General features: G+C 62.7%; 25 protein-coding genes and 1 tRNA gene. 18 read left to right on the forward strand and 8 right to left on the reverse strand.

Annotated elements, in window-relative coordinates; genetic code table 11:
* The first annotated feature begins 228 nt into the window (after positions 1-228).
* Genes EEB12_RS19140 through EEB12_RS19175 form a run of 8 tightly spaced genes read left to right on the forward strand, consistent with a single transcriptional unit; the run spans position 229 to position 7,204 of the window.
* A complete protein-coding gene (locus EEB12_RS19140; RefSeq protein ID WP_003940276.1) occupies positions 229-1,071 on the forward strand; it encodes a BtpA/SgcQ family protein in 843 nt (280 codons plus the stop codon).
* 2 nt (positions 1,072-1,073) lie between these two features.
* Positions 1,074-1,973 (forward strand): carbohydrate kinase family protein, encoded by a 900-nt coding sequence (locus EEB12_RS19145; RefSeq protein WP_141488324.1) that lies wholly within the window; start codon positions 1,074-1,076, stop codon positions 1,971-1,973.
* Positions 1,970-2,977: a substrate-binding domain-containing protein gene (locus tag EEB12_RS19150; protein ID WP_019745494.1), complete on the forward strand. Its 1,008-nt coding sequence runs from the start codon at positions 1,970-1,972 to the stop codon at positions 2,975-2,977. Before EEB12_RS19145 ends, EEB12_RS19150 begins: the two co-directional genes overlap by 4 nt.
* A gap of 2 nt (positions 2,978-2,979) precedes the next feature.
* Entirely contained in the window at positions 2,980-3,750 is a 771-nt protein-coding gene (locus EEB12_RS19155; protein WP_003939830.1) for an ATP-binding cassette domain-containing protein, read from the forward strand.
* Positions 3,747-4,790, forward strand: coding sequence for an ABC transporter permease (locus EEB12_RS19160; protein WP_003939698.1), 1,044 nt, complete (start codon positions 3,747-3,749; stop codon positions 4,788-4,790). The genes EEB12_RS19155 and EEB12_RS19160 overlap by 4 nt, the downstream gene beginning before the upstream one ends.
* Positions 4,787-5,836, forward strand: a complete 1,050-nt coding sequence (locus EEB12_RS19165) for a phosphotriesterase (protein ID WP_003940279.1) — start codon at positions 4,787-4,789, stop codon at positions 5,834-5,836. Before EEB12_RS19160 ends, EEB12_RS19165 begins: the two co-directional genes overlap by 4 nt.
* Positions 5,829-6,581, forward strand: coding sequence for a glutamine amidotransferase (locus tag EEB12_RS19170; protein WP_003939869.1), 753 nt, complete (start codon positions 5,829-5,831; stop codon positions 6,579-6,581). The genes EEB12_RS19165 and EEB12_RS19170 overlap by 8 nt, the downstream gene beginning before the upstream one ends.
* A complete protein-coding gene (locus EEB12_RS19175; RefSeq protein ID WP_029256359.1) occupies positions 6,578-7,204 on the forward strand; it encodes a TenA family protein in 627 nt (208 codons plus the stop codon). The genes EEB12_RS19170 and EEB12_RS19175 overlap by 4 nt, the downstream gene beginning before the upstream one ends.
* Before the next feature lie 97 nt (positions 7,205-7,301).
* Here EEB12_RS19175 and EEB12_RS19180 read toward each other — a convergent pair.
* Positions 7,302-7,375 (reverse strand) — tRNA-Met (locus EEB12_RS19180).
* 53 nt (positions 7,376-7,428) lie between these two features.
* Positions 7,429-8,139 (reverse strand): FadR/GntR family transcriptional regulator, encoded by a 711-nt coding sequence (locus tag EEB12_RS19185; protein WP_141488325.1) that lies wholly within the window; start codon positions 8,137-8,139, stop codon positions 7,429-7,431.
* Positions 8,140-8,237: 98 nt separating this feature from the next.
* On the opposite strand from EEB12_RS19185, the gene EEB12_RS19190 reads away from it, so the two are divergent.
* The 4 genes from EEB12_RS19190 to EEB12_RS19205 are packed head-to-tail and all read left to right on the forward strand — an operon-like array spanning position 8,238 to position 12,001.
* Positions 8,238-8,987 carry a (Fe-S)-binding protein gene (locus EEB12_RS19190; protein WP_141488326.1) on the forward strand — a complete coding sequence of 250 codons (750 nt, stop codon included), beginning with the start codon at positions 8,238-8,240 and terminating at the stop codon, positions 8,985-8,987.
* On the forward strand, positions 8,984-10,504 hold the full coding sequence (locus tag EEB12_RS19195) for a LutB/LldF family L-lactate oxidation iron-sulfur protein (protein ID WP_141488327.1): 1,521 nt from the start codon (positions 8,984-8,986) through the stop codon (positions 10,502-10,504). Before EEB12_RS19190 ends, EEB12_RS19195 begins: the two co-directional genes overlap by 4 nt.
* Positions 10,501-11,127: a lactate utilization protein C gene (locus tag EEB12_RS19200; protein WP_141488328.1), complete on the forward strand. Its 627-nt coding sequence runs from the start codon at positions 10,501-10,503 to the stop codon at positions 11,125-11,127. Before EEB12_RS19195 ends, EEB12_RS19200 begins: the two co-directional genes overlap by 4 nt.
* A gap of 58 nt (positions 11,128-11,185) precedes the next feature.
* A complete protein-coding gene (locus EEB12_RS19205; protein WP_019745487.1) occupies positions 11,186-12,001 on the forward strand; it encodes a mycofactocin-coupled SDR family oxidoreductase in 816 nt (271 codons plus the stop codon).
* A gap of 6 nt (positions 12,002-12,007) precedes the next feature.
* Here EEB12_RS19205 and EEB12_RS19210 read toward each other — a convergent pair whose 3' ends face one another.
* Together EEB12_RS19210 and EEB12_RS19215 are read right to left on the reverse strand one after the other, a co-directional pair.
* Entirely contained in the window at positions 12,008-12,646 is a 639-nt protein-coding gene (locus EEB12_RS19210) for an LON peptidase substrate-binding domain-containing protein (RefSeq protein WP_003940076.1), read from the reverse strand.
* Positions 12,646-13,122 carry a DUF309 domain-containing protein gene (locus tag EEB12_RS19215; protein WP_019745486.1) on the reverse strand — a complete coding sequence of 159 codons (477 nt, stop codon included), beginning with the start codon at positions 13,120-13,122 and terminating at the stop codon, positions 12,646-12,648. The genes EEB12_RS19210 and EEB12_RS19215 overlap by 1 nt, the downstream gene beginning before the upstream one ends.
* Before the next feature lie 140 nt (positions 13,123-13,262).
* On the opposite strand from EEB12_RS19215, the gene EEB12_RS19220 reads away from it, so the two are divergent.
* Positions 13,263-13,607, forward strand: coding sequence for a YciI family protein (locus EEB12_RS19220; RefSeq protein ID WP_007730031.1), 345 nt, complete (start codon positions 13,263-13,265; stop codon positions 13,605-13,607).
* 6 nt (positions 13,608-13,613) lie between these two features.
* Positions 13,614-14,855, forward strand: a complete 1,242-nt coding sequence (locus tag EEB12_RS19225; RefSeq protein WP_141488329.1) for an RNA polymerase sigma factor — start codon at positions 13,614-13,616, stop codon at positions 14,853-14,855.
* Between the two features lie 7 nt (positions 14,856-14,862).
* On the opposite strand, the gene EEB12_RS19230 is transcribed toward EEB12_RS19225, so the two are convergent.
* Both EEB12_RS19230 and EEB12_RS19235 read right to left on the reverse strand, forming a co-directional pair.
* The gene (locus tag EEB12_RS19230; protein WP_080909892.1) at positions 14,863-15,441 is read right to left on the reverse strand and encodes a hypothetical protein; all 579 of its coding nucleotides are present in this window, start codon (positions 15,439-15,441) and stop codon (positions 14,863-14,865) included.
* A 35-nt stretch (positions 15,442-15,476) separates the two neighbouring features.
* Positions 15,477-16,076: a TetR/AcrR family transcriptional regulator gene (locus EEB12_RS19235; protein WP_141488330.1), complete on the reverse strand. Its 600-nt coding sequence runs from the start codon at positions 16,074-16,076 to the stop codon at positions 15,477-15,479.
* Between the two features lie 140 nt (positions 16,077-16,216).
* Here EEB12_RS19235 and EEB12_RS19240 point away from each other — a divergent pair, with 140 nt between their 5' ends.
* The 3 genes from EEB12_RS19240 (at position 16,217) to EEB12_RS19250 (ending at position 18,964) form a co-directional block, all read left to right on the forward strand.
* Positions 16,217-17,362 (forward strand): acyl-CoA dehydrogenase family protein, encoded by a 1,146-nt coding sequence (locus EEB12_RS19240; protein ID WP_007730036.1) that lies wholly within the window; start codon positions 16,217-16,219, stop codon positions 17,360-17,362.
* 95 nt (positions 17,363-17,457) lie between these two features.
* Positions 17,458-18,219 (forward strand): SDR family NAD(P)-dependent oxidoreductase, encoded by a 762-nt coding sequence (locus EEB12_RS19245; protein WP_003939707.1) that lies wholly within the window; start codon positions 17,458-17,460, stop codon positions 18,217-18,219.
* Between the two features lie 97 nt (positions 18,220-18,316).
* Positions 18,317-18,964: a TetR/AcrR family transcriptional regulator gene (locus EEB12_RS19250; protein WP_019745481.1), complete on the forward strand. Its 648-nt coding sequence runs from the start codon at positions 18,317-18,319 to the stop codon at positions 18,962-18,964.
* A gap of 2 nt (positions 18,965-18,966) precedes the next feature.
* Here EEB12_RS19250 and EEB12_RS19255 read toward each other — a convergent pair whose 3' ends face one another.
* Entirely contained in the window at positions 18,967-19,428 is a 462-nt protein-coding gene (locus EEB12_RS19255; RefSeq protein WP_019745480.1) for an SRPBCC family protein, read from the reverse strand.
* Positions 19,429-19,517: 89 nt separating this feature from the next.
* Between EEB12_RS19255 and EEB12_RS19260 the strand changes: the two genes are divergently transcribed.
* Positions 19,518-20,129 (forward strand): TetR/AcrR family transcriptional regulator, encoded by a 612-nt coding sequence (locus EEB12_RS19260; RefSeq protein WP_141488331.1) that lies wholly within the window; start codon positions 19,518-19,520, stop codon positions 20,127-20,129.
* Positions 20,130-20,134: 5 nt separating this feature from the next.
* Here EEB12_RS19260 and EEB12_RS19265 read toward each other — a convergent pair whose 3' ends face one another.
* Entirely contained in the window at positions 20,135-20,713 is a 579-nt protein-coding gene (locus EEB12_RS19265; RefSeq protein WP_141488332.1) for a TetR/AcrR family transcriptional regulator, read from the reverse strand.
* Positions 20,714-20,719: the final 6 nt, after the last annotated feature.

Raw genomic sequence — 20,719 nt, forward strand, 5'->3', positions numbered from 1 at the left:
CCCGTTTTCTGCTCGATTCGGGTCCGAGGTTATCGAACCGCACGGTCCAGTGTCCCGCATGTAACGCGATTGAGGCAATCGTTTACAAATCCGAATTGTGAAATCCTTGACACAACCCGGTGTTGATCGCATAACCTGCTAATTCATCAAGGCAATCGATTACATCGTGTGCAGATCTTGTGCATGGACATACAGCGCAAATCTTGCGCATGGAATGGGGTAGCTGAAGTGACCGCATCACCGCTCGGAGTCTTTCCGCCCAAGCCCTCGGCGTTGGCAGAGATGTTCACCGGCACGCCTTCTCTCATCGGGGCCATCCACCTCCCTGCTCTGCCGGGCAGCCCGCACTACACCGGGCAGCCGGTTTCGGAAATTGCTCGCTTCGCTGTGGAGGAAGCGCACGCGTACGTCGACAACGGTTTCGACGGTGTGATCGTCGAAAATCACTGGGACATACCGTTCCTCAAGCCCGGCGAACACGGATACGAAACCGCCGCCAGCATGGGAGTCATCACGGCAGCGGTGGTCGGTGAGTTCGGCAAGGCCGTCGGCGTCAGCATCCTGTCCAACGCCGGCGAGTGCGGAGTGGCCGCGGCGTGGGCGGCAGGCGCGAGTTTTGTGCGCGTCAATCAGTGGGCCAATGCCTACATTGCCAATGAGGGCTTCATCGAGGGTCAGGCGGCCAAGACGACGCGCTTCCGCCATCGCATCGGCGCCGACCCGGTCCGGATCTTCGCTGACGTGCACGTCAAGCATGGTGCGCATGCCATTGTTGCGGACCGCACCGTCGCAGAACAGACCGAAGACGCCGAGTTCTTCGACGCAGATGTCCTGATCGCGACCGGTTCGCGCACCGGTGACGCCGCTTCGGTCGACGAGGTTTCCGTGATCCGAGACAACACCGTTCTTCCCGTGATCATCGGATCCGGCATCACGGCTGCCAATGTCGCAGCGCTGATGAAGGAATGCGACGGCGCCATAGTTGCATCCTCGGTGAAGGACAATGGACGCTGGTGGGGACGGGTCGCAGGCGAGAAGGTCCGCGAACTGTCCCGGGCCGCAGGAAAGTAACCATGATTGTCTTTTGTGGATACGCCAACAACGATGTGACGGTACATGTTCCACATGTACCGGTGCTCGGAGAGCGCGTGCAGGCAACGGCCATCAGTCAGATCGACGGTGGAATGAATGCAAATGCTGCGGTATCCGCAGCCCGAATGGGCGCGCAGGTGATCTTTGCCGGTGCCGTGGGCCCGGACGCGCGGTCCACCGAGTTTCTCGAAGCCCTCGAGACTGACGGCGTCGACACCAGTTGGTCGCCGCGAGATGCGTTCCTGTCGACGGCAGTTGTACTCATCGCGCAGGACGGCGATCGCTCCATCATCAGTCAAGACGACCCGAACGATGCCGAACGCATCGGAGTTGTCATCACCCGATTGGCTGCTGCCGGTGGTGGACGGCTGTTCCTCGACGGATACCGTGCGGGCTTCCTGCCGGAGGGATTGCCGGGAAGCGTAAGTCTGGTAATCGATCTGGACGGTTGTGAAAACAAAGCCGCGGGACTGCGCGCATTCGCGCTCGCTGACCACGTCGTCGTCGGGCGTGCCCTGTGGGAAGGCGAGTTCGGGATCGGTTTCGATCAGTGGCAGGCACTGGCCGCCGAGCACAACACACACCTGCTGGTGACCGACGGCTCGCGAGGTTGGACACTGGCCACACCGGACGGCGAGGTGACGAGCGAACCGGCAGTAGTGGTCGACGTCGTCGATGCCGTCGGGGCCGGTGATTGCTTCGGCGGTACGTACATCGCTTTTGTCGACGCCGGGCGCTCACCGGTGGACGCTGCACGACTCGCGGGAGCCTCGGCTGCCTTGGCTTGCGCCACTGCCGGACCCCGTGGATGCCCCACCCGAGATGAATTGGACAGCTTCACAGCAACATTGACCCCTCACACCCTTTTGGAGACTCGATGATGAAACGTGCATTGCCTCTGGCGCTGGGAGCTGCAGTCGCGCTCACGCTCACCGCTTGTGACTCGGCTTCGTCGAGTGACTCGAAGGACGCATCGGGTGGCTCGTCCATCCCGCAGCCGACCCGAGTCGCCGAAAGCTGTGACGGGACGAACGGCAAGCTCAAGGTCGGTCTGGTGACCATCAACCTTCAGGCGCTGTACTTCAACCAGATCAACAATGCCGCCAAGAACGTCGCGGACAAGGCAGGTGTCGACCTGCAGATCATCAGTGGCAACGACGATTCCGTGGCGCAGGCCAACGCCTTCGACAATCTGATCGCCGCCGGAGTCGACGCGATCATCGTCGATGCAATCGACACGGACGGAATCAAGCCGTCGGTGGTCAAGGCCAAGAACGCGGGTATTCCCGTCGTCGCGGTCGACGCGACCATCGACGATCCGGCGCTGTCGACTCAGGTCGGTACGGCCAATGCCGAGGGCGGTGCCAAGATCGGAAACACCTTGGCCGACGTCGCGAACAACACCGGAACGGTCGGTATCGTCGGCGCGCTCAACAGCACTGTCCAGTTGGAGCGGCAGAAGGGCTTCACTGAGACCGTGACCGGCCGCGGAATGACCGTCGGCACCGTCGTGGACGGACGTAACATTCAGGAGAACGCACAGACCGCAGCGGAGAACCTGCTGACCGGCGGTGGCGACATGAAGTACGTCTACGCAACCGGTGAGCCGGCTTTGATCGGACTCGTTGCGGCGGTCAACAGTCAGAAGGCGCAGGATCGCATCGAAGCAGTCGGTTGGGATCTTTCGGATCAGGCGGTAGGCGGACTCAAAGCCGGTTGGCTTAAAGGCGTGGTCCAGCAGAACACCTTCGAATTCGGCCACGAGGCAATGAATTCGGCAATCGACCTGGCTTGTGGTCGCGGCGCTCCGGCGAACATCCCCGTCCCCACCCAGATCGTGACCCCGGAGAACGTAGCCGACTACATGTACTACTTGGAGAAGTAATCATGGCACCTCCACTGATCGAACTCTCGGGCATCACCAAGTCGTACGGACCGGTGAAGTCCCTTCAAGGAGTTGACCTTCGGCTGGCGAAGGGTGAAGTACTCGGAGTTGTCGGCGACAACGGCGCCGGCAAGTCCACCCTGATGAAGATCCTCGCGGGCGCCGTCCAGCACGACGGCGGCGAAATGCGCGTCAACGGTGAACCAGTGCGCTTCTCGACGCCGCTCGACGCGCAGCAGAAGAAGATCGGCATCGTCTACCAGGACCTGGCGTTGTGCGACACGCTCGATGTCGCGAGCAACCTGTTCCTCGGCAGAGAACCGCGAAAAGGTCCATTTCTCGACCGGCATGCCATGCACGAGAAGGCGGCTCACATTCTCGCCGACCTGCATGTCAAGGTGAAGTCGACCTACCAGGAGATCGGGCAACTGTCCGGCGGGCAGCGGCAAACCGTCGCGATCGCCCGCGCAGTCTCCTTCCGGCCAGACGTACTGATCCTCGACGAGCCCACCGCAGCGCTTGCCGTCGCCGAGGTCGAGTCGGTGCTCAAGCTGATCACGGACGTCGCAGCGGCCGGAGTGGGCGTCATTCTCGTGACACACCGCCTGCAGGACCTGTTCCGCGTATGTGACCGAATCACGGTCATGTACGAGGGGCAGAGCGTCGACGACGTTCCGATCGGCGACCTGAACATCGAGTCCCTCGTCGGACTCATCACTCGAACTCCGGTGCCGCAACGGACATCGGCAGCAACACAGGGAGCCACGGCATGACCACTCTCGAGAAGACCCAGGCGCCGATCGAGCGCAAGCTCGCCGCGAAACCCTCCTTGTGGGACAGCGTCAACAAGCCCACCCTCGCGATGCTGGCGGTGACAGTTGCTGTCGCAGCCGTCTTCTCGGCGACCACGTCGTCGTTCCTGACATTCACGAACCTGTCGAACCTGGCAACCCAGATCGCTCCGGTTCTGATCATCGCGGTGGCGATGACTTTCGTGATCACGGCAGGTCAGATCGACCTGTCCGTCGGTGCGATCGTCGCGTTCGTCGCGGCGATGAGTGCCGAGCTTATCCAGGCCGGCGTCGATTCGTCCCTGGTCTTCGTCGCCGCCCCGGTGATGGGTGCGGCCTGGGGCCTGGTCAACGGATGGCTCGCTGCCTATCAGGGCATTCCGCCGTTCATCGTGACTCTGGCGACGATGTCCGTCATTCGCGGTATCGCGCTGTATCGGACCGAAGGATTCTCCGTTCCGGTTCCGGCCGACACTTACTTCGCGAAGCTTGGAACTGCTGAGTTCCTCGGGTTCTCCGCCAGCGCCTGGATTGCTCTCGTCGTCGTGGTCATCGGAGCAATTGCGCTCAACCGCATGCGCTTCGGGCGCTACGTCACCGGTATCGGATCCAACGTCGAATCCGTGCGACGGTCCGGCGTCAACACGCGTCGTGTGCTCATGATGACGCTGGTCTTCACCGGCTTGGCTGCCGGTATCGCGGGACTGCTGATCGCGGCTCGACTGGGCTCGGGTTCGGCCAACTCCGCAACGGGATTCGAGCTCACGGTGATCACCGCGGTGGTTCTCGGTGGCACCAACCTCTTCGGCGGTCGCGGCACCGTGATCGGTACCGTCATCGGCGCCGTCCTGACCGGAATCATCGCCAACGGATTGACCCTGCTCGGCGTGAGCCCATTCCTGACGCCGATCATCACCGGTGTCGTTCTGCTACTGGCCATCTGGATCAACATGCGGGGACACACCCTGAGCGCGCTGTGGCGACACCTGCAGTCCGCACCCTCGGGGCCTGCACGCTCATGAGCAAGGTTCGTACTGTCACGGGAACTGTGGACAGCTCGGAACTCGGACTGGTTCTCCCACACGAACATCTGCACAACGACGTCACCGGTGCGTACACCGAGGCCCCGGATCCGGTTGTGGCACAGCGGTTGGCCGGTCCGGTACGCGCCGAGGATGCCTGGCTTCTTCACGACAATCCGTACTACAGTCTCGACAATTGTCGAGTCGACGACGCAGCGGCCGTGGTGGAAGACCTTGTGGACTTCGCCCGCCTCGGTGGTCGGACGATCGTTGATCTGACACCGCCGGGACTGGGCCGGGCACCGGAGAAGTTGGCGGAGTTCTCGCGAAAGTCAGACGTGCGAGTGATCATGGGTTCAGGGTGGTACCTCGAGACGACCCATCCGGTCGAGGTGCACGAACTCGGTGTCGACGATCTGGCCGGTTCGCTCGTCGAGGAGTTCGATCCGGCAAAGGAATTGGCTCCTGGCGTGATCGGGGAGATCGGAGTCTCTCCGCTCTTCACTCAGAACGAGGCGAAAGCGTTGAGGGCGGCATGCATCGCCCAGCGCGAGGTGGACGTGCCCCTGTTCGTCCACCTTCCGGGATGGCAGCGCGTCGGACATCACGTCGTCGACATCGTGGTCGACGAGATGGGCGTCGATCCGCAAGCAGTGGTCCTGTGCCACATGGACCCGTCCGGACACGACGCCGACTACCAACGATCGCTCGCCGACCGCGGTGTCTTTCTCGAGTTCGACATGATCGGGATGCCTTTCGATTTCCCCGGCGAGGGTCTTTCGCCGCATCCGGCGGAAACAGCCACTGCGGTAGCCGGATTGGTCACCTCCGGTCACGCATCACAGCTCCTGCTCAGTCACGACCTCTTCCTCAAATCAATGCTCAGAAAGCACGGCGGAAACGGATTCTCCTACGTACCACTCGCCTTCGCCGCCCGGTTGGTGCGCGCAGGCGTAGATCCCCAGCAAGTGTCCGCACTGATGCGAGACAACCCGAGGTCGCTCTTCGAGCAGGCCGCGAAAGGAAACAGAAGCAGTCATGGGTAAACGAGTACTGATCGCCGGCGAGAGCTGGATGACGACGTCGACGCACGTCAAGGGCGTCGACGAGTTCAGTGTCCATTCCTACGTCGAGGGAGTCGGTCCGCTTCGGGATGCGCTCACCTCACGTGGCCACGACGTGACACACATGCCCGCACACCTGGTGCCGACGCAGTTCCCCGGTACCGCAGAAGCGTTGTCCCAGTTCGACGTCGTCGTTCTCTCCGACATCGGAGCGAACTCGCTGCAGTTGGCTCCTGGTGTCTTCGACCAGTTCCGCGCCGGGGAGGATCGCCTTGTCGCGCTTCGTGACTGGGTGAACGCCGGCGGCTCACTGATGATGATCGGTGGCTACCTCTCGTTCTCCGGGTTCCAGGCGCGAGCAGCTTTCCGCCAGACCGCGATCGCCGAGGTACTACCCGTGACGATGCTGGCCGAAGACGATCGCGTCGAGACACCGGCCGGGATCGTTCCCACCGTCGTCGATGCTGCTCACCCGGCTCTCGGTGGTGCCGGCGATTCCTGGCCGGCGCTCCTGGGATACAACCGTGTCGTCGCGAAGGACGGTGCCGTGGTTCCCGCCACCATCAACGGCGATCCGCTTGTCGCTGCCGGTGAATACGGCGCCGGACGGTCGATCGTCTTCACCTCGGACTGCTCGCCGCACTGGGCTCCGCCGGAGTTCTGTGAGCAGTGGCCTGGATACACCGACCTGTTCGACGGCTTGATCAGTTGGGTCGCCGGCGAATGAGTCGCTCCTCAGACCTGCTCGCGCGGCAGCAGAGTAATCTCGCTGCCGCGCGGGCGGTTCCATTCATCGAGGACACCATCGGCGGGACGTTGAGTGATGAGGGATTCCGCCGGTACCTCGTGATCGAAGAGGCATTCGTACTGACGGCCGTCAAGGTGTTGGGGTTGGTGGTCGCCGAATCCCCGACGCTCGACGACGCGCTCGACCACGTGACGTCGATGTCGAACCTGGTGGGCGAACAGCGCGAGTATTTCGCGCAGTTGCGTTCCCGCTTCCCGTACGCGGGGGACGCAGCGGCTCTGGTCGAGGAGTCGTCTGTGCTGTCGACGCATGCCTTGACCCTCGCTGGCGAAGAGGGCAGGGCGGCGGCCCTGGTGGGCATGTACGCCGCGGAAACCCTGTATCTGTCGTGGTGCCGGGAGGCGGCGGCAGTGAACGTACAGCGCGAACCAGCGTTGCAGGACTGGGTAGACATGCATGTCGCTCCGCCGTTCGTGTCTCAGGTGGCGGTGCTGGCGTGCGAGGTGGACGCCATGCCCGAGTCCGTCACCGACGAGGACCTGGATCGGTGGTTCTCCGGCATGCTGGCCGCGGAGATCGATTTTCACAACGTGGCGGTGTGAGCTACTGCTGTGCGCCTTTATTAACCCCCGGCGGTTAATAAAGGCGCACAGCAAAAGGCCCGTAGGTCGCTTTCGCAACCTACGGGCCTCTTCTTTGTAGCGGGGACAGGATTTGAACCTGCGACCTCTGGGTTATGAGCCCAGCGAGCTACCGAGCTGCTCCACCCCGCGTCGGTGTGAAACCAACAGTACACGACTTCTGGAGGTGCAATTACCACCCCCTGTCACCGGCTGGAGTGAGCGCTTTCCGAGTAGTAACCGCGGATGTGTCCGACTATGCGCTGACGTGCGAGTTCGCCGTCACCCGCGTTGACCGCATCGACCAATCCTCGGTGTTCGTGACGCAGTCGCATCCAGGTGCTCGGCCAGCTGTCGATCTGCACGCCCGCGAGAACGTAGGCCTCGATGGACTCTCGTAGGCCGGTCATCATGGCTGCGATCACCTGATTGCCCGCCGCGTCGGCGAGTGCTACGTGGAATTGCGCGTCGAGTAGTAGGAATTCCTCGGCCGAGAGATCTACCTCGTCCATCGAGTCGAGCAGTTCGACGGCTGCGTTGAGGTCGGGTGTCGGGGTCCGCGATGCCAGGGACTGCATCACCTCGGATTCGAGAACGAGTCGTGTCTTCACCACATCCGAGACCGGAAATCCTTGTGCTGCAACCTGCATCCGCATCAGCATGGTCATGCCGCCGGTCGGTTTGGCCACGATCATCGCGCCGGACGTCGGGCCGGAGCCTGTCTGCGCCTTGAGGAGGCCGAGTGCTTCCATGACCCGCAACGCTTCTCGGACCGATGACCGTCCGACGCCCAACTCTGCTGCCAGAATTCTCTCTCCCGGCAGGCGCTGGCCAGGAGACACCTCGCCTGAAACGAGCCGACGTTCGAGGTGGCTCAGTACTTGTTCCCACGCTCGCGGGCTCGGCTCGGTCGGCATGAGGCAAGAGCATAACCGGGTGGACGCCGTTTACGGGGTGGCCTGTCCGGGGATGTATTACTGTGGTCAGACCACACCGACAGATTGCGGGGAACCACATGCGAGTAGCGCTGTTCGCCACCTGCATCGGGGACACGATGTTTCCCGACGCCGTCAAGGCCACCGCCCTCCTGCTCACCCGTCTCGGGCACGACGTCGTGTTTCCGTCCGGGCAGACCTGCTGTGGGCAGATGCACGTCAACACCGGCTACCAGCCGGGCGCGCTGCCACTGGTCGCGAACTACGCCGATACTTTCGGTGATGCGTCGATCGACGCCGTTGTCGCGCCATCGGGATCGTGCGTCGGTTCGATCCGTCATCAACACGAGATCGTTGCCGAGCGCTACGGCACCGGGTCGCTGTGTGGGCAGGTGCAGACGGTGAAGGCAAAGACGTACGAGCTTTCGGAATTCCTCGTGGACGTTCTCGGTGTCACCGATGTGGGTGCGCACTTCCCGCACCGGGTCACCTATCACCCGACCTGTCACTCACTGCGCATGTTGAGAGTGGGAGACAAACCACTTCGGTTGCTGCGCAACGTTCGCGACATCGATCTGGTCGAACTCCCGGAAGCAGATTCCTGCTGCGGCTTCGGCGGCACGTTTGCCATCAAGAACGCCGAGACGTCGACGGCCATGTTGGCTGACAAGATTCGCCATGTGGCCGACACCGGCGCAGAGTTCTGCAGCGCCGGAGATTCGTCCTGTCTCATGCACATCGGCGGTGGGATGTCACGACTGCAGATGGGCGCCAAGACCATTCACCTCGCGGAGATTCTGGCATCGGTGGAAAGCCGGGTGCACGCATGAGCGCTGTGACGCTGGGTCTGCCCAGCTTTCCGCCGAGGTCACCCGAAGGTGCAGGGTTCCTGCGAGGTACTGAGAAGTTCCCTGTCGCAGCACATCACGAGCTGGCCAACGCGCAACTGCGACGCAATATCGGCAAGGCAACGCATACCATCCGTGCCAAGCGCATCAACGTAACTGGAGAGCTCCCCGATTGGGAGGAGCTGCGGGATGCGGGTTCGGCGATCAAGGCCGACGTCATGGCGCGGTTGCCGGAACTGCTCGAACAGTTCGAAGCTGCAGTAGTCGCTCGCGGTGGGCAGGTGCATTGGGCAGCGGATGCCAACGAGGCCAACGCCATTGTGACCGAGCTTGTCAAAGCCACCGGCTCCGACGAGGTCATCAAGGTCAAGTCGATGGCAACGCAGGAGATCGGTCTCAACGAGCATCTCGAAACCCAGGGAATCACCGCCTACGAGACCGATCTCGCGGAATTGATCGTCCAGCTCGGCCACGACAAACCGTCGCACATCCTGGTTCCTGCGATCCATCGCAACAGTTCAGAGATTCGCGAGATATTCCTGCGTGAGATGCCAGATGTCGATCCGAACCTCGGGGAGAACCCGGCCGAACTTGCCGCAGCTGCACGAAAGTTCTTACGCCACAAGTTCATGACGACGCCCGTCGCCGTATCCGGCGCCAATTTCGGCATCGCGGACACGGGCACTCTGACCGTCGTGGAGTCGGAGGGCAACGGGCGAATGTGCCTGACGCTGCCGAAAACACTGATCACCGTCATGGGCATCGAGAAGATTCTGCCGACCTATCAGGATCTGGAGGTCTTCCTTCAACTGTTGCCGCGGTCGTCGACAGGGGAGCGAATGAACCCGTACACCTCCCTGTGGACCGGCGTCACGCCTGACGACGGTCCACAGGAATTTCACCTGGTCCTCCTCGACAACGGCCGGACCGCCGCGCTTGCCGACAAGATCGGGAGGGAAGCCCTGAGCTGCATACGGTGCTCGGCGTGCCTGAACGTGTGCCCTGTCTACGAGCGCACCGGTGGCCACGCCTACGGATCCACCTATCCGGGACCGATCGGCGCGGTACTGACTCCGCAGCTCGCGGGCATGCATGGCAAAGACGATCCGAATTCGACTCTTCCTTTTGCCTCGAGTCTGTGCGGTGCGTGCTTCGACGCCTGCCCGGTCAAGATCGACATCCCGTCGCTGCTGGTCGAATTGCGGCACCAGAAGGTCGAGCAATCCGGTGTCACGGCAGAGTCTTTGGCGATGAAAGCCGCATCTCTGGCGATGTCGACCGAGGGCAGGTGGACGCTGGCTCAGAAAGCTGCCGGGCTCGGACGCGTCGTGGCCGGCAGGAAAGGGAAGATCTCCACGTTGCCCCCTCCACTGAACGGTTGGACAGCTGCCAGAGACATTCCCGCTCCACCTAAGCAGACCTTCCGATCCTGGTGGGACTCCGACGAAGGCCGCGAGGCATTGGACGAGGCTCGTCGTGACGGGAAGGCAGACAGATGAATTCACGTGACGTGGTGCTCGGACGCATTCGTGATGCCATCACCTTGGCGCCCGCCGGTGAAGGCGAGATACCGCGAAACTACCGGACTGGCAGAACCATGTCCGACGGGGGACTCATCGATTTGTTCGTCGACCGCCTCGAGGACTACAAGGCGCACGTCCACCATTGCGCTGCAACAGAAATCGCCGAGGCCGTCGCCGGAATACTGAGACAGCACGGACTGAACACTCTGGGGATCCCCGCCGGCCTCGACCGATCATGGGTAGCCGGGTTCGACGGAACGCTGGTGGTGGACAGCCCGGACGTACCGGCTCCCGAACTCGAGAACCTCGACGCCGTTGTCACCGGCTCGAAGGTAGCGTGCGCCGAGACCGGCACCATCTTCCTCGACGCCGGTCCGGAGCAGGGACGTCGTGCGTTGACTCTGGTACCGGACACACACATCTGCGTCGTGTATCGCAGCAGTGTGGAAGTGGGAGTGCCGGAGGCGATTGCGAAACTGACACCGGAGCGCCCCACCACCATGATCAGCGGCCCGTCGGCGACCTCCGACATCGAACTCGAACGCGTCGAAGGTGTACACGGTCCGCGAAATCTGCACGTCGTGATCGTGGATGGCTGATTCCCGCCGAGCGGGAACTCAGGGGCAGCGGGCCACATCAGCGTCTAACGTCCCGGCCATGACACAACTCTTGGCAGGCAAGGTCGTCTTCATCACCGGTGCAGCGCGGGGTCAGGGACGCAATCACGCGATCCGACTCGCGCAGGAAGGTGCCGACGTCATCGCTGTCGACGTGTGCGCGTCGGTGTCCGAAGACGTGGGTTACGCGGCCGCGACTGAAGCCGACCTCGAAGAAACGGCCCGTCTCGTGCGAGCAGAGGGGCGCGAGATCGTCACCGCGGTAGCGGATGTACGCGACCTCGAGGCGCTGCGGGCGGCGGTGGCGTCGGGCGTCGACAAGTTCGGTCGCCTCGACGTCGTGATCGCCAATGCGGGCATCGCTACGTGGAATCGTTTCTGGGAAATGCCGGAAGAACAGTGGTCGACGCTGGTGGACATCAATCTCAATGGTGTGTGGCGCACGATGGCGGCTGCGGTTCCCTCGATGATCGAGGCGGGCAACGGTGGTTCCATCGTGATCGTCAGCAGTGCTGCCGGCGTCGCCGAAGCGCCTGGTTGTGCGCACTACTCGGCGGCCAAGCACGGCCTCGTGGGTTTGGCTCGCACTGCTGCAACGGAATTGGGAAGCTTCGACATTCGAGTCAACAGCATCCACCCTGGCGCGGTGGAGACTGAGATGGGTAACGATCCCAACGTGGGTAAGGTGCTCACTACTCATCCGGAGTACATGAACTCGTACAAGTGGCCGCTCACGTCCGTCCCACGCACCACCGTCGAGGACATCTCCAACGCCGTGGTCTACCTTGCGACGGACCTCTCCCGCGCGGTCACCGGGACGAAGATCGTCATCGACATGGGTCAGACGATGGCGTAGTCGCGCTCAAAGCAGATTGAACTGCGCCACCTCGATGGTGTTCTCGACCGCCTCCGAGAGCGTGCGAATACGTTCGTCGGCGCCTGGCGCGGTCAAAATCGCCAGGCGATCGGCGTCACCCATCGGAATGCTCCTGGCGAGGGCATACAGCCGAGAACCCAGCGGATCCAAGGGATCCGGTGGGACGGGCATTCGCGGAGTCTGTTCGCCGGCCCGAAGTGCGAGCTTTCCCAACATTCCGTACATGAACTCGATGCGCTCGAGGAGAGAGTCGTATTCGTAAGCGGTGACAGGTGTTCCGTTGTTCTCGTCAGGCCACAATTCGACCTCGGCGAGTGGGTAAGGATCGTCCGGCAGCCAGCGATTGACGCGGATGCGGTCTTCGGTCCGGCAATACAACTGATACCGTCCGGCACCCATTGCGACATGAGACTCGATCCGAGCCAGAGTGCCGACGTCGTGGCGTGATTCGCCGCCACCGACCTCGTGGCCACGAGCGATGAGCACTACTCCGAACAGTGGGCCGTCGGCAGCTTCGAGAACGTTCTCTACCAGTGCGCGGTACCGAGGCTCGAAGATGTTCAGTGGCAACACCTCACCCGGAAGCAATGCAGAGCCGAGCGGAAACATGGGGAAGATGGGCATCAGGGGATTCTCAACCTCGGAATCGGAGGGGCGGGGAAATCGCCGGGGCGATCGATTTCAGCGAGCAAGTGCTCGGACCACATCAGCAGGCCGGGGACGTCGAGGCCGTGCGGGCTTTCCACTTCGTAGTGCCTGATGCGGTCGTGACCCTGGCCGAGAAGTGAGACGGCACCGGTGTTGTTGCCCCGAAGTAGATGGGTGAGCCCGACGGCCAATTGAGCCAGTCCCTGCCACAGGTCACGCTCCTCGGCGGGAGCGTCCTTCCACGTTCCTTCGAAAATTTCGTGCGCGTGAAAAGGCATCCCGTGGTCGAGAAGACGCTGAGCCTCGGTGATCGACTCGTCCGGCGGGAGGCGCACATCGTCGGGAATGCGCGGGACGCCGCCCGCTGCGTCACGTGGCAGTGGACGGCCGAGTCCGTCGCGGGGCCGCGAATTGAGGGGCTTTCCAGCGGCGTCCCGGTCGCGTTCGGTCATACACTCAGCCTAACGGCAGCACCTCGGACGAACCCGCCGAAAGTTTTTTCGAGTCGCCTGTCGATTCCGGGGAGAACCGTTCGTCGTCATGTTGTAAGGCAAGAAAGCCGGAAGAGAAACAACAGACCAAGGAGTCAGTCATGAAGTACATGTTGCTCATCTACACCGCGCCCGGCGGAGACACAGAACCCCAGTGCACGTTCGAGGACTGGCAGCAATACGACAAGGAAATGAAAGATGCCGGTATCTGGGTGTCCGGCGATGCCCTCGCCGACCTGACGACTACGACAACGGTTCGAGTCTCGCAGTCCGGAGAAAAGACCGTCACCGACGGACCCTTCGCTGAAACCCGTGAGATCCTCGGCGGCTACGACGTCATCGACGTTCCTGATCTGGACGCGGCGCTGGCCTGGGCCGCGCGGTGCCCCGGCGCGCGCGACGGCGGCAGCGTCGAGGTGCGTCCACTGGCCGGGTTCGGGGACTGATGCGCCGTGGACGAGCAGGCCGAGAACTCCATCGAGTCAGTGTTCCGGGAGGAACGTGGACGACTCTTGGCCTCGCTCGTCCGCCGTTTCGGTGATCTGGATCTGGCCGAGGAAGTTACCTCCGAAGCCGTCGAGGCCGCGTTGGTGCACTGGCCGGTGGACGGAGTGCCGGCCAAACCCGGCGCCTGGCTGCTGACCACGGCGCGTCGCAAAGCCGTCGACAGGCTTCGTCGTGATCAGGCCTATGCGGCGCGATTGGCGGTGATGCAGGTGGACGCCGATCGTGCCGACCCGGCGCCGCCCACGGTCGACGGAGAACTTCCCGACGAGCGGTTGCAGCTGTTCTTCACCTGCTCGCACCCAGCGCTGGCCGAGGACGACCGAATCGCACTCACCTTGCGTTGCCTCGGCGGGTTGACGACGCCCGAAGTTGCTCGGGCCTTCCTCGTGCCTTCGGCGACCATGGCGCAGCGGATCGTGCGTGCGAAGAAGAAGATACGTCAGGCTCGGATTCCCTTCCGAACTCCCAGCGCCGAAGAACTCCCGGAGCGCCTGCCTGGTGTTCTGCAGGTGATCTACTCGGTCTTCACCGAGGGGTACGCCGCCAGTTCGGGGCCGGATCTGCAACGCGTCGACTTGGCGGTAGAGGCAATCAGGCTGGCGAGGATCTTGCGCGCTTTGCTTCCCGATGAGCGCGAGATCGCCGGGTTGCTGGCGTTGATGCTCCTCGTCCACGCGCGTCGAGATGCCCGTACCGACGCCGGTGGCGGGATCGTCCTACTCGAAGATCAGGATCGCGGGTGCTGGGACCAGCCGATGATCGAGGAAGGCAGCGACCTCGTCGTGGTCGCGTTGACCGGGGGTGCGCCGGGGCCGTACGGGGTGCAGGCTGCCATCGCCGCATTGCATGACGAGGCGGCGGATGTGGAGAGCACCGACTGGCCGCAGATCTGCGCGCTCTACGGAGTGCTCCTCACGTTGACGCCTTCGCCTGTCGTCGCAGTCAACAGGGCAGTGGCGCTGGCGATGCGCGACGGTGAGGAGGTTGGGCTGGCAGCGTTGGAAGAACTGGCAGCGGAGCCCAAACTTACCGACTACCACCCGTATCACCTTGCACGCGCCGAACTGCTCGCGCGGTTGGGGCGCACCGACGCGGCAATGTCTGCATACCGACGTGCGCTGAATTTGGTTGGTACGGAACCGGAGCGGGCCTACTTGGAGCGTCGGCTCGGTGAGATCTCTGACTGATCGGTGGTTATTGCGGGACGTCGAGATCGAAGTACAGGGTCTCGGACCAGTAACCGAGGCCGAGTTCGCGTAGCGGTTCCTCGACGCTCTCCTGAGTCGGCGTGAACAGCCGCTCCCAGAAGCGCGGCTTGGCGGGTGCGAGCGTGGCCAAAGCTGCCTCCATCTCGGCGTCGATGTCCGCCAGACCGGTCATCAGGGCCGCGCCCTGTTCGGCGAACGGTTCGTCGTCCATGTCGAAGATCTCGCCGCACTCGAGGACGAAGTAGTGGTCGGGCTCGGTGTGGCTGCGCAGGAAACGCAGCGCATCGCCGGCCATCGTGCCGAGTTCGGGGTGATCGATTCTGCCGAGGAAGTCTTCGAGCCGGGCGATACCAGGACCGCAGGGCGCGGTGACCGCGATCAGGTCTGGGGTGTCGTCCCAGATGACCGACTGGTGGGCGAAGGGATTCACGGACACAAGGATCCTCGGGACCAGCGGAATCGCGTACGACCACTCGGAGATACCGGTGAGACCTCGGGCGCGAGCGGCAGCCGGATTCTCATGCGGAGCAACAGGGGTCGAGTAGAGATAGGTGCGGTTGGCCACTGGTCGAGTCCTTTCTGCGGTCGGTGTCACCTGATTCAGGCGGCGCCCACCATCCTCAATGCCAGGTCTCCGTACAGTTTTCCAATGTCTTCCGGATTCGTGTGATTGCCGGCCGGGAACCAGCGGCACACGTCGACGCACAGGGACATCAAGGCGAGGGTGACGCCTTCGGCATCGGGGATCGTGAAGTCGCCCGACTGGACGCCGGCGTCGACAACCTCCCGGACCACCCGCGTCGTGCTGCGACGAAGCGCGACGACGGTTCGGTAGTGCTCTGGTGTGAGTGCAGTGAGTTCGTATTGGACGACGCGAGCGAGTGAGTGGTGCCCGGCCTGCCAACTGGCGAAGGTGCTGACCAGTTCCTGGAGGCGAACGGACGGCTCTTCACCCGGTCTGTCGGCGCCCTCGACCACCTTCAACGCTTCGGTGTGCCCTTCGAAGCTGATCGCGAAAAGCAGCTCTTCTTTCGAGCGATAGTGCGGGTACATGGCGGCGGGACTCATGTCGAGTCGTGCGGCGATGTCACGGGTGGTGGTGCCGCCGTAGCCCGCGGAGGCAAAAGCGTCCACGGCTGCCGCGCGGATACGGGCCGCAGCTTTGGAGGGGCTGATCACCACGTCAGGTGAATCGCTCACGGTTTCCTCCAGGTGTGACGGATTTCGATGTTGACAATATCCCGCTCTCGATTCACTATAAGCAGATGCTTAGATTCTAAGCGAATGCTTAGGAACATCGTTACGTGTGGCATTGCCACGCCGAAAGGAAGCAACTCGTCATGCGTCGCACTCTGTACGGACCCGATCACGAGGCATTTCGCGAATCTGCCCGCGAATTCGTCAACCGGAACATCCTTCCGGTCGCAGAGAAGCTGATCGACCAGCGCTTCATCGATCGTGAAATCTGGCTCGAAGCGGGACGCAACGGCTTCCTCGGACTCGAGGTTCCAGAGGCGTACGGCGGAAGCGAAGCCGGCGACTACCGCTTCAACGCTGTTCTGGCCGAAGAACTCTCGCGTGCCAGTGCAGCTGTTGCCTCGAGCTTCGGCATCCATGCCGACGTCGTTGCTCCCTACCTCGTTCAGCTCACCACCGAAGAGCAGAAGCAGCGTTGGCTGCCCAAGTTCTGCACCGGTGAGATGCTGACGGCCATCGGCATGACCGAGCCTTCCGGCGGATCCGACCTCGCCTCGCTCAAGACCACTGCGGTCAAGGACGGCGACGACTGGATCATCAACGGCTCCAAGACCTTCATCACCAACGGCTACAACGCTGATCTCGTGATCGTGGCGGCGCGGACCAGTCCCGAGAAGAAGTCCAAGGGCATCACGCTCTTTGCCGTCGAAACCGGCATGGAAGGTTTCGAGCGCGGACGCAAGCTCGACAAGGTCGGCCAGCACGAGTCCGATACCGCCGAACTGTTCTTCGAGAACGTTCGCGTGCCGTCCACCAACATCATCGGTGAGATCGACCGCGGGTTTATCCACATGATGGAAATGCTGCCGCAGGAGCGCGTCGGCGCTGCGGTGTCCAACATCGCGCACGCTGCTCCGATCCTCGAAGAGACGCTGCAATATGCCAAGGACCGCAAGGCTTTCGGTCAGCCGATCGGCTCGCTGCAGTGGAACAAATTCCTTCTCGCGGATCTCGTGACCCGCATCGAGGTCACCCAGGCTTACGTCGACAACTGCGTCGCAGCACACGCTGCCGGCGAGCTGACCGCCATCGACGCCGCCAAGGCGAAGTGGTGGACCGCGCAGGTGCAGAACGAGGTCCTCGATCACTGTGTTCAGTTGCACGGCGGCTACGGCTTCATGACCGAGTACCGCGCCGCTCGCGCGTGGATGGACGCCCGCGTCACCAAGATCTGGGCCGGATCCAACGAGATCATGAAGGAACTCATCGGCCGCGATCTCGGCCTGTAATTTCGCAACTGCAGTCCATATGTCACTGCAGTCGATACGCCACTGCAGTCCATACGTCACTTCCCGAACCCGACGACACAGGAGCATCACCGCGCATGTCTGTTCTCGACAAGTTCTCTCTGACCGATCGAGTGGTCATCGTGACCGGTGCGTCGTCGGGCCTCGGGGTGGCGTTTGCGAAAGCCGCAGCAGAGGCCGGCGCGGATGTCGTCCTCGCTGCTCGCCGCGTCGACAAGCTCGAAGACACGGCCAAGCTCGTGCGTGACGCAGGCCGCGAAGCGTTGTGCGTGGCCACCGACATCGTCGATCCGGCTCAGGCTCAGAACATGGTCGACGCCGCGATGGAGAAGTTCGGCCGCGTGGACGTACTGGTCAACAACGCCGGCGTCGGAACCGCTGTTCCGGCAACCCGTGAGACCCCGGACCAGTTCCGCGCCGTCATCGACATCAACCTCAATGGGTCCTACTGGGCAGCGCAGGCCTGCGGCCGCGTCATGCTCCCGGGCAGCTCCATCGTCAACATCTCGAGCATTCTCGGATTGACGACCGCCGGACTCCCACAGGCCGCCTATGCGGCGAGCAAGGCAGGCGTCGTCGGATTGACCCGTGACCTCGCACAGCAGTGGGGAACGCGCAAGGGCATTCGCGTCAACGCGATCGCGCCAGGCTTCTTCAAGTCGGAAATGACCGACCAATACAACGACGGCTACTTGGACGCGATGGCTCCGCGCCTGATCCTCGGCCGCATGGGCGATCCTGAAGAGCTCGCGGCCACCATGGTGTGGCTCGCGTCCGAGGCAGGCGGATACGTCACCGGTCAGACCATCGCCGTCGACGGAGGAATCACCATCACCTGACGCCGATGCCGAGATGTCGCCGGCTTTGCCGTATAAGTAGCTGGTGACCTCTCGCGCCGAACCTCAGGAGAACTGGGAAGACCGTCCGCCACCATCCATGGCTGCGACGGAGCTTCTGCGTGACCTGCCGGTGACTGCCCGCGGCGTCCGGACCAGGGCTTCTCTGGTCGCAGCGGCTCGAACGGTGTTCGAGCGCGCAGGGTATCTCGATGCCCGTCTGACGGACATCACCAAGGAAGCGAACTGCTCCACCGGCACGTTCTACACCTACTTCGACAACAAAGAGCAGATCTTCGCCGCAGTTCTCGACGTTGCGCAGGAAGACATGTTGCACCCCGGCATGGGACGGGTCCGCGACGTCGACAATCCGTATGCGGTCCTCGAATCGAGCAACCGTGCCTACCTGACGGCGTTTCGCCGCAACGCCAAACTGATGGGTCTGCTCGAGCAGGTATCGCACATCGATCCGGCCTTCGCGAAACTGCGTCGGGACCGAGCCGAGACCTTCATTTCTCGTAATGCCCGAGCCATCGAACGCTTGCAAGCAGCTGGCAAGGCAGACGGCTCGTTGGATCCGCTGTTGGCTTCCCGAGCACTGTCGGCGATGGTGAGCCGTCTTGCCTACAGTTCGTTCGTCTCCGAGGAACCTGGCGCCGACGGCAACCCCGTCCCGTTCGAGGACGTCGTCAAGACGGCTACTCAGGTGTGGGCCAACGCGCTGGGCCTCGAAGGCGACCGCGGGTAGTTTCAGCCTTCGCCGCGGGCCGCGAACTGCTGCTCGAGGCTGTGGCGCAACGTCTCCTCGCTGTTCCTGACAGCGTTTTCGACGAACGGCCCGATCAAGCGGCCGAGAGCTTTGCCGGCAATGCCGCCGGGGAGTTTGTAGGCGAAGTCGACGGAAAGCTCGGTCTTGGAATCGTCGATCGCGGCGAACTCCCACGTGGACGAGTTGGATACACCGCCGAGCGAAGACAGCTTGATGATCCGATTCTTCTCCCACTCGGTGACCTCGAGCTTGGAGCGCAACGTGCTTGGCCCGATCTGCATGGCCGCGTCGAACGTGGCGCCGAGCCCCTGATCGAACTCTCCGAACGGGGTGAACTCGGAAACACCGAACATCCACGTCGGGACGTTGCGGTAGTCGTCGATGTAGTCGAAGGCGACATCAACCGGCACGGCAGCAACCGCGGAGTGGCGAACATGGATCATGACTGGTCCCTGTCTTTCGGTGAACATCGACTGTAACCAATGGCACCGACGCGTTCGGCGGCGGCGCAACGGCGATCTACGGTATCGGTATGACGAACGAGCTTCCGGTACGCGGGTCCTGGCGCGATTACGAAGACCTGGGACTACCGAAACCGCTCGCTGCGGCGCTGGAGGCGTTCGTCGAGCAGGGCTATCACGGGACTTCGATCCGTGACGTCGCGTCGCGGTCCGGGCTGTCGGTGCCGGGGCTCTACCACCACTACCCGTCCAAGCAGGCTCTGTTGATCGGTCTGGCGACCGTGGTGATGACTGAGTTGTTGGAGCGAAGCCGCGCCGCCGAACTCGATGCCGGGGACGATCCCTCTGATCGCTTCGACGCGGTGATCGAATCTCTGTTGCGGTTCCACATGTTTCGACGCGAGCAGTCGTTCGTCGCCTCCTCCGAGATCCGCAGCATGGAGCCCGACAGTCGGGCTAGTTACATCGCGCAGCGCGACGAACAGCAGAAGCAGGTGGACCGGATCGTCCTCGACGGCGTTGCTTCGGGCGTGTTCGATGCCGACCATGCCGAGGATGCCAGCCGAGCTGTCGTGACGATGTGCGTCGCCGTCGCGGTGTGGTACCGACCGGACGGTGAGTTGTCTCCGGACGAGTTGGTGGAGAGGTATCTGGAGATAGCGCGTCGGATGGTGGGGGCGTAGGGCGATCACGTGGAATTCTTCAGCAATTCGAGGGCCGCATCCCGGCCGACGTCGAAGGGGTCGGTGCCGATACCGATACCGTCTGCGACGAGGGCGCCTTCGTGAAGCAGCATGATTGCCTCGACGAGACGTTCGTCGGCTTGCCCGTCCGTCGCCAGAATGCGCCGGAAAAGGTCTAACATCTCCCGCTTTTGTTCGGCGATGACAGCGAACACCGGGTGTGACCGATCGCTGAACTCGGCGTGAGCGTTGACCATGCTGCAACCTTTGCCTCCGCTCGCCTTGGACCAGGAGGCGGAAGCGTCGAATGCCGCACTCAACTGCTCGGCGCGGCTGTGTCCGGCTGATGCGAGCTTCTTGTCGCGAAAGGCTCGCCACCGCCGATCTCGATCCTTCAGATATTCCACGACGAGGCCGTCTTTCGAGCCGAACCGCTCGTACAGAGTCTTCTTCGTGACCCCGGCGTCCAGTGCGACGGTATCCACGCCTACGGCGTGAATTCCCTTTTCGTAGAACAGCTTCGATGCCGACTCCAGAATGCGACGTGCTTTCGGAGTCAATTCGGGTACGGATTCGTCTGCCATGGACAA

Origin of the sequence: Rhodococcus sp. WS1 (assembly GCF_003797745.1) — a bacterium.
Taxonomy (GTDB): Bacteria; Actinomycetota; Actinomycetes; order Mycobacteriales; family Mycobacteriaceae; genus Rhodococcus_F; species Rhodococcus_F erythropolis.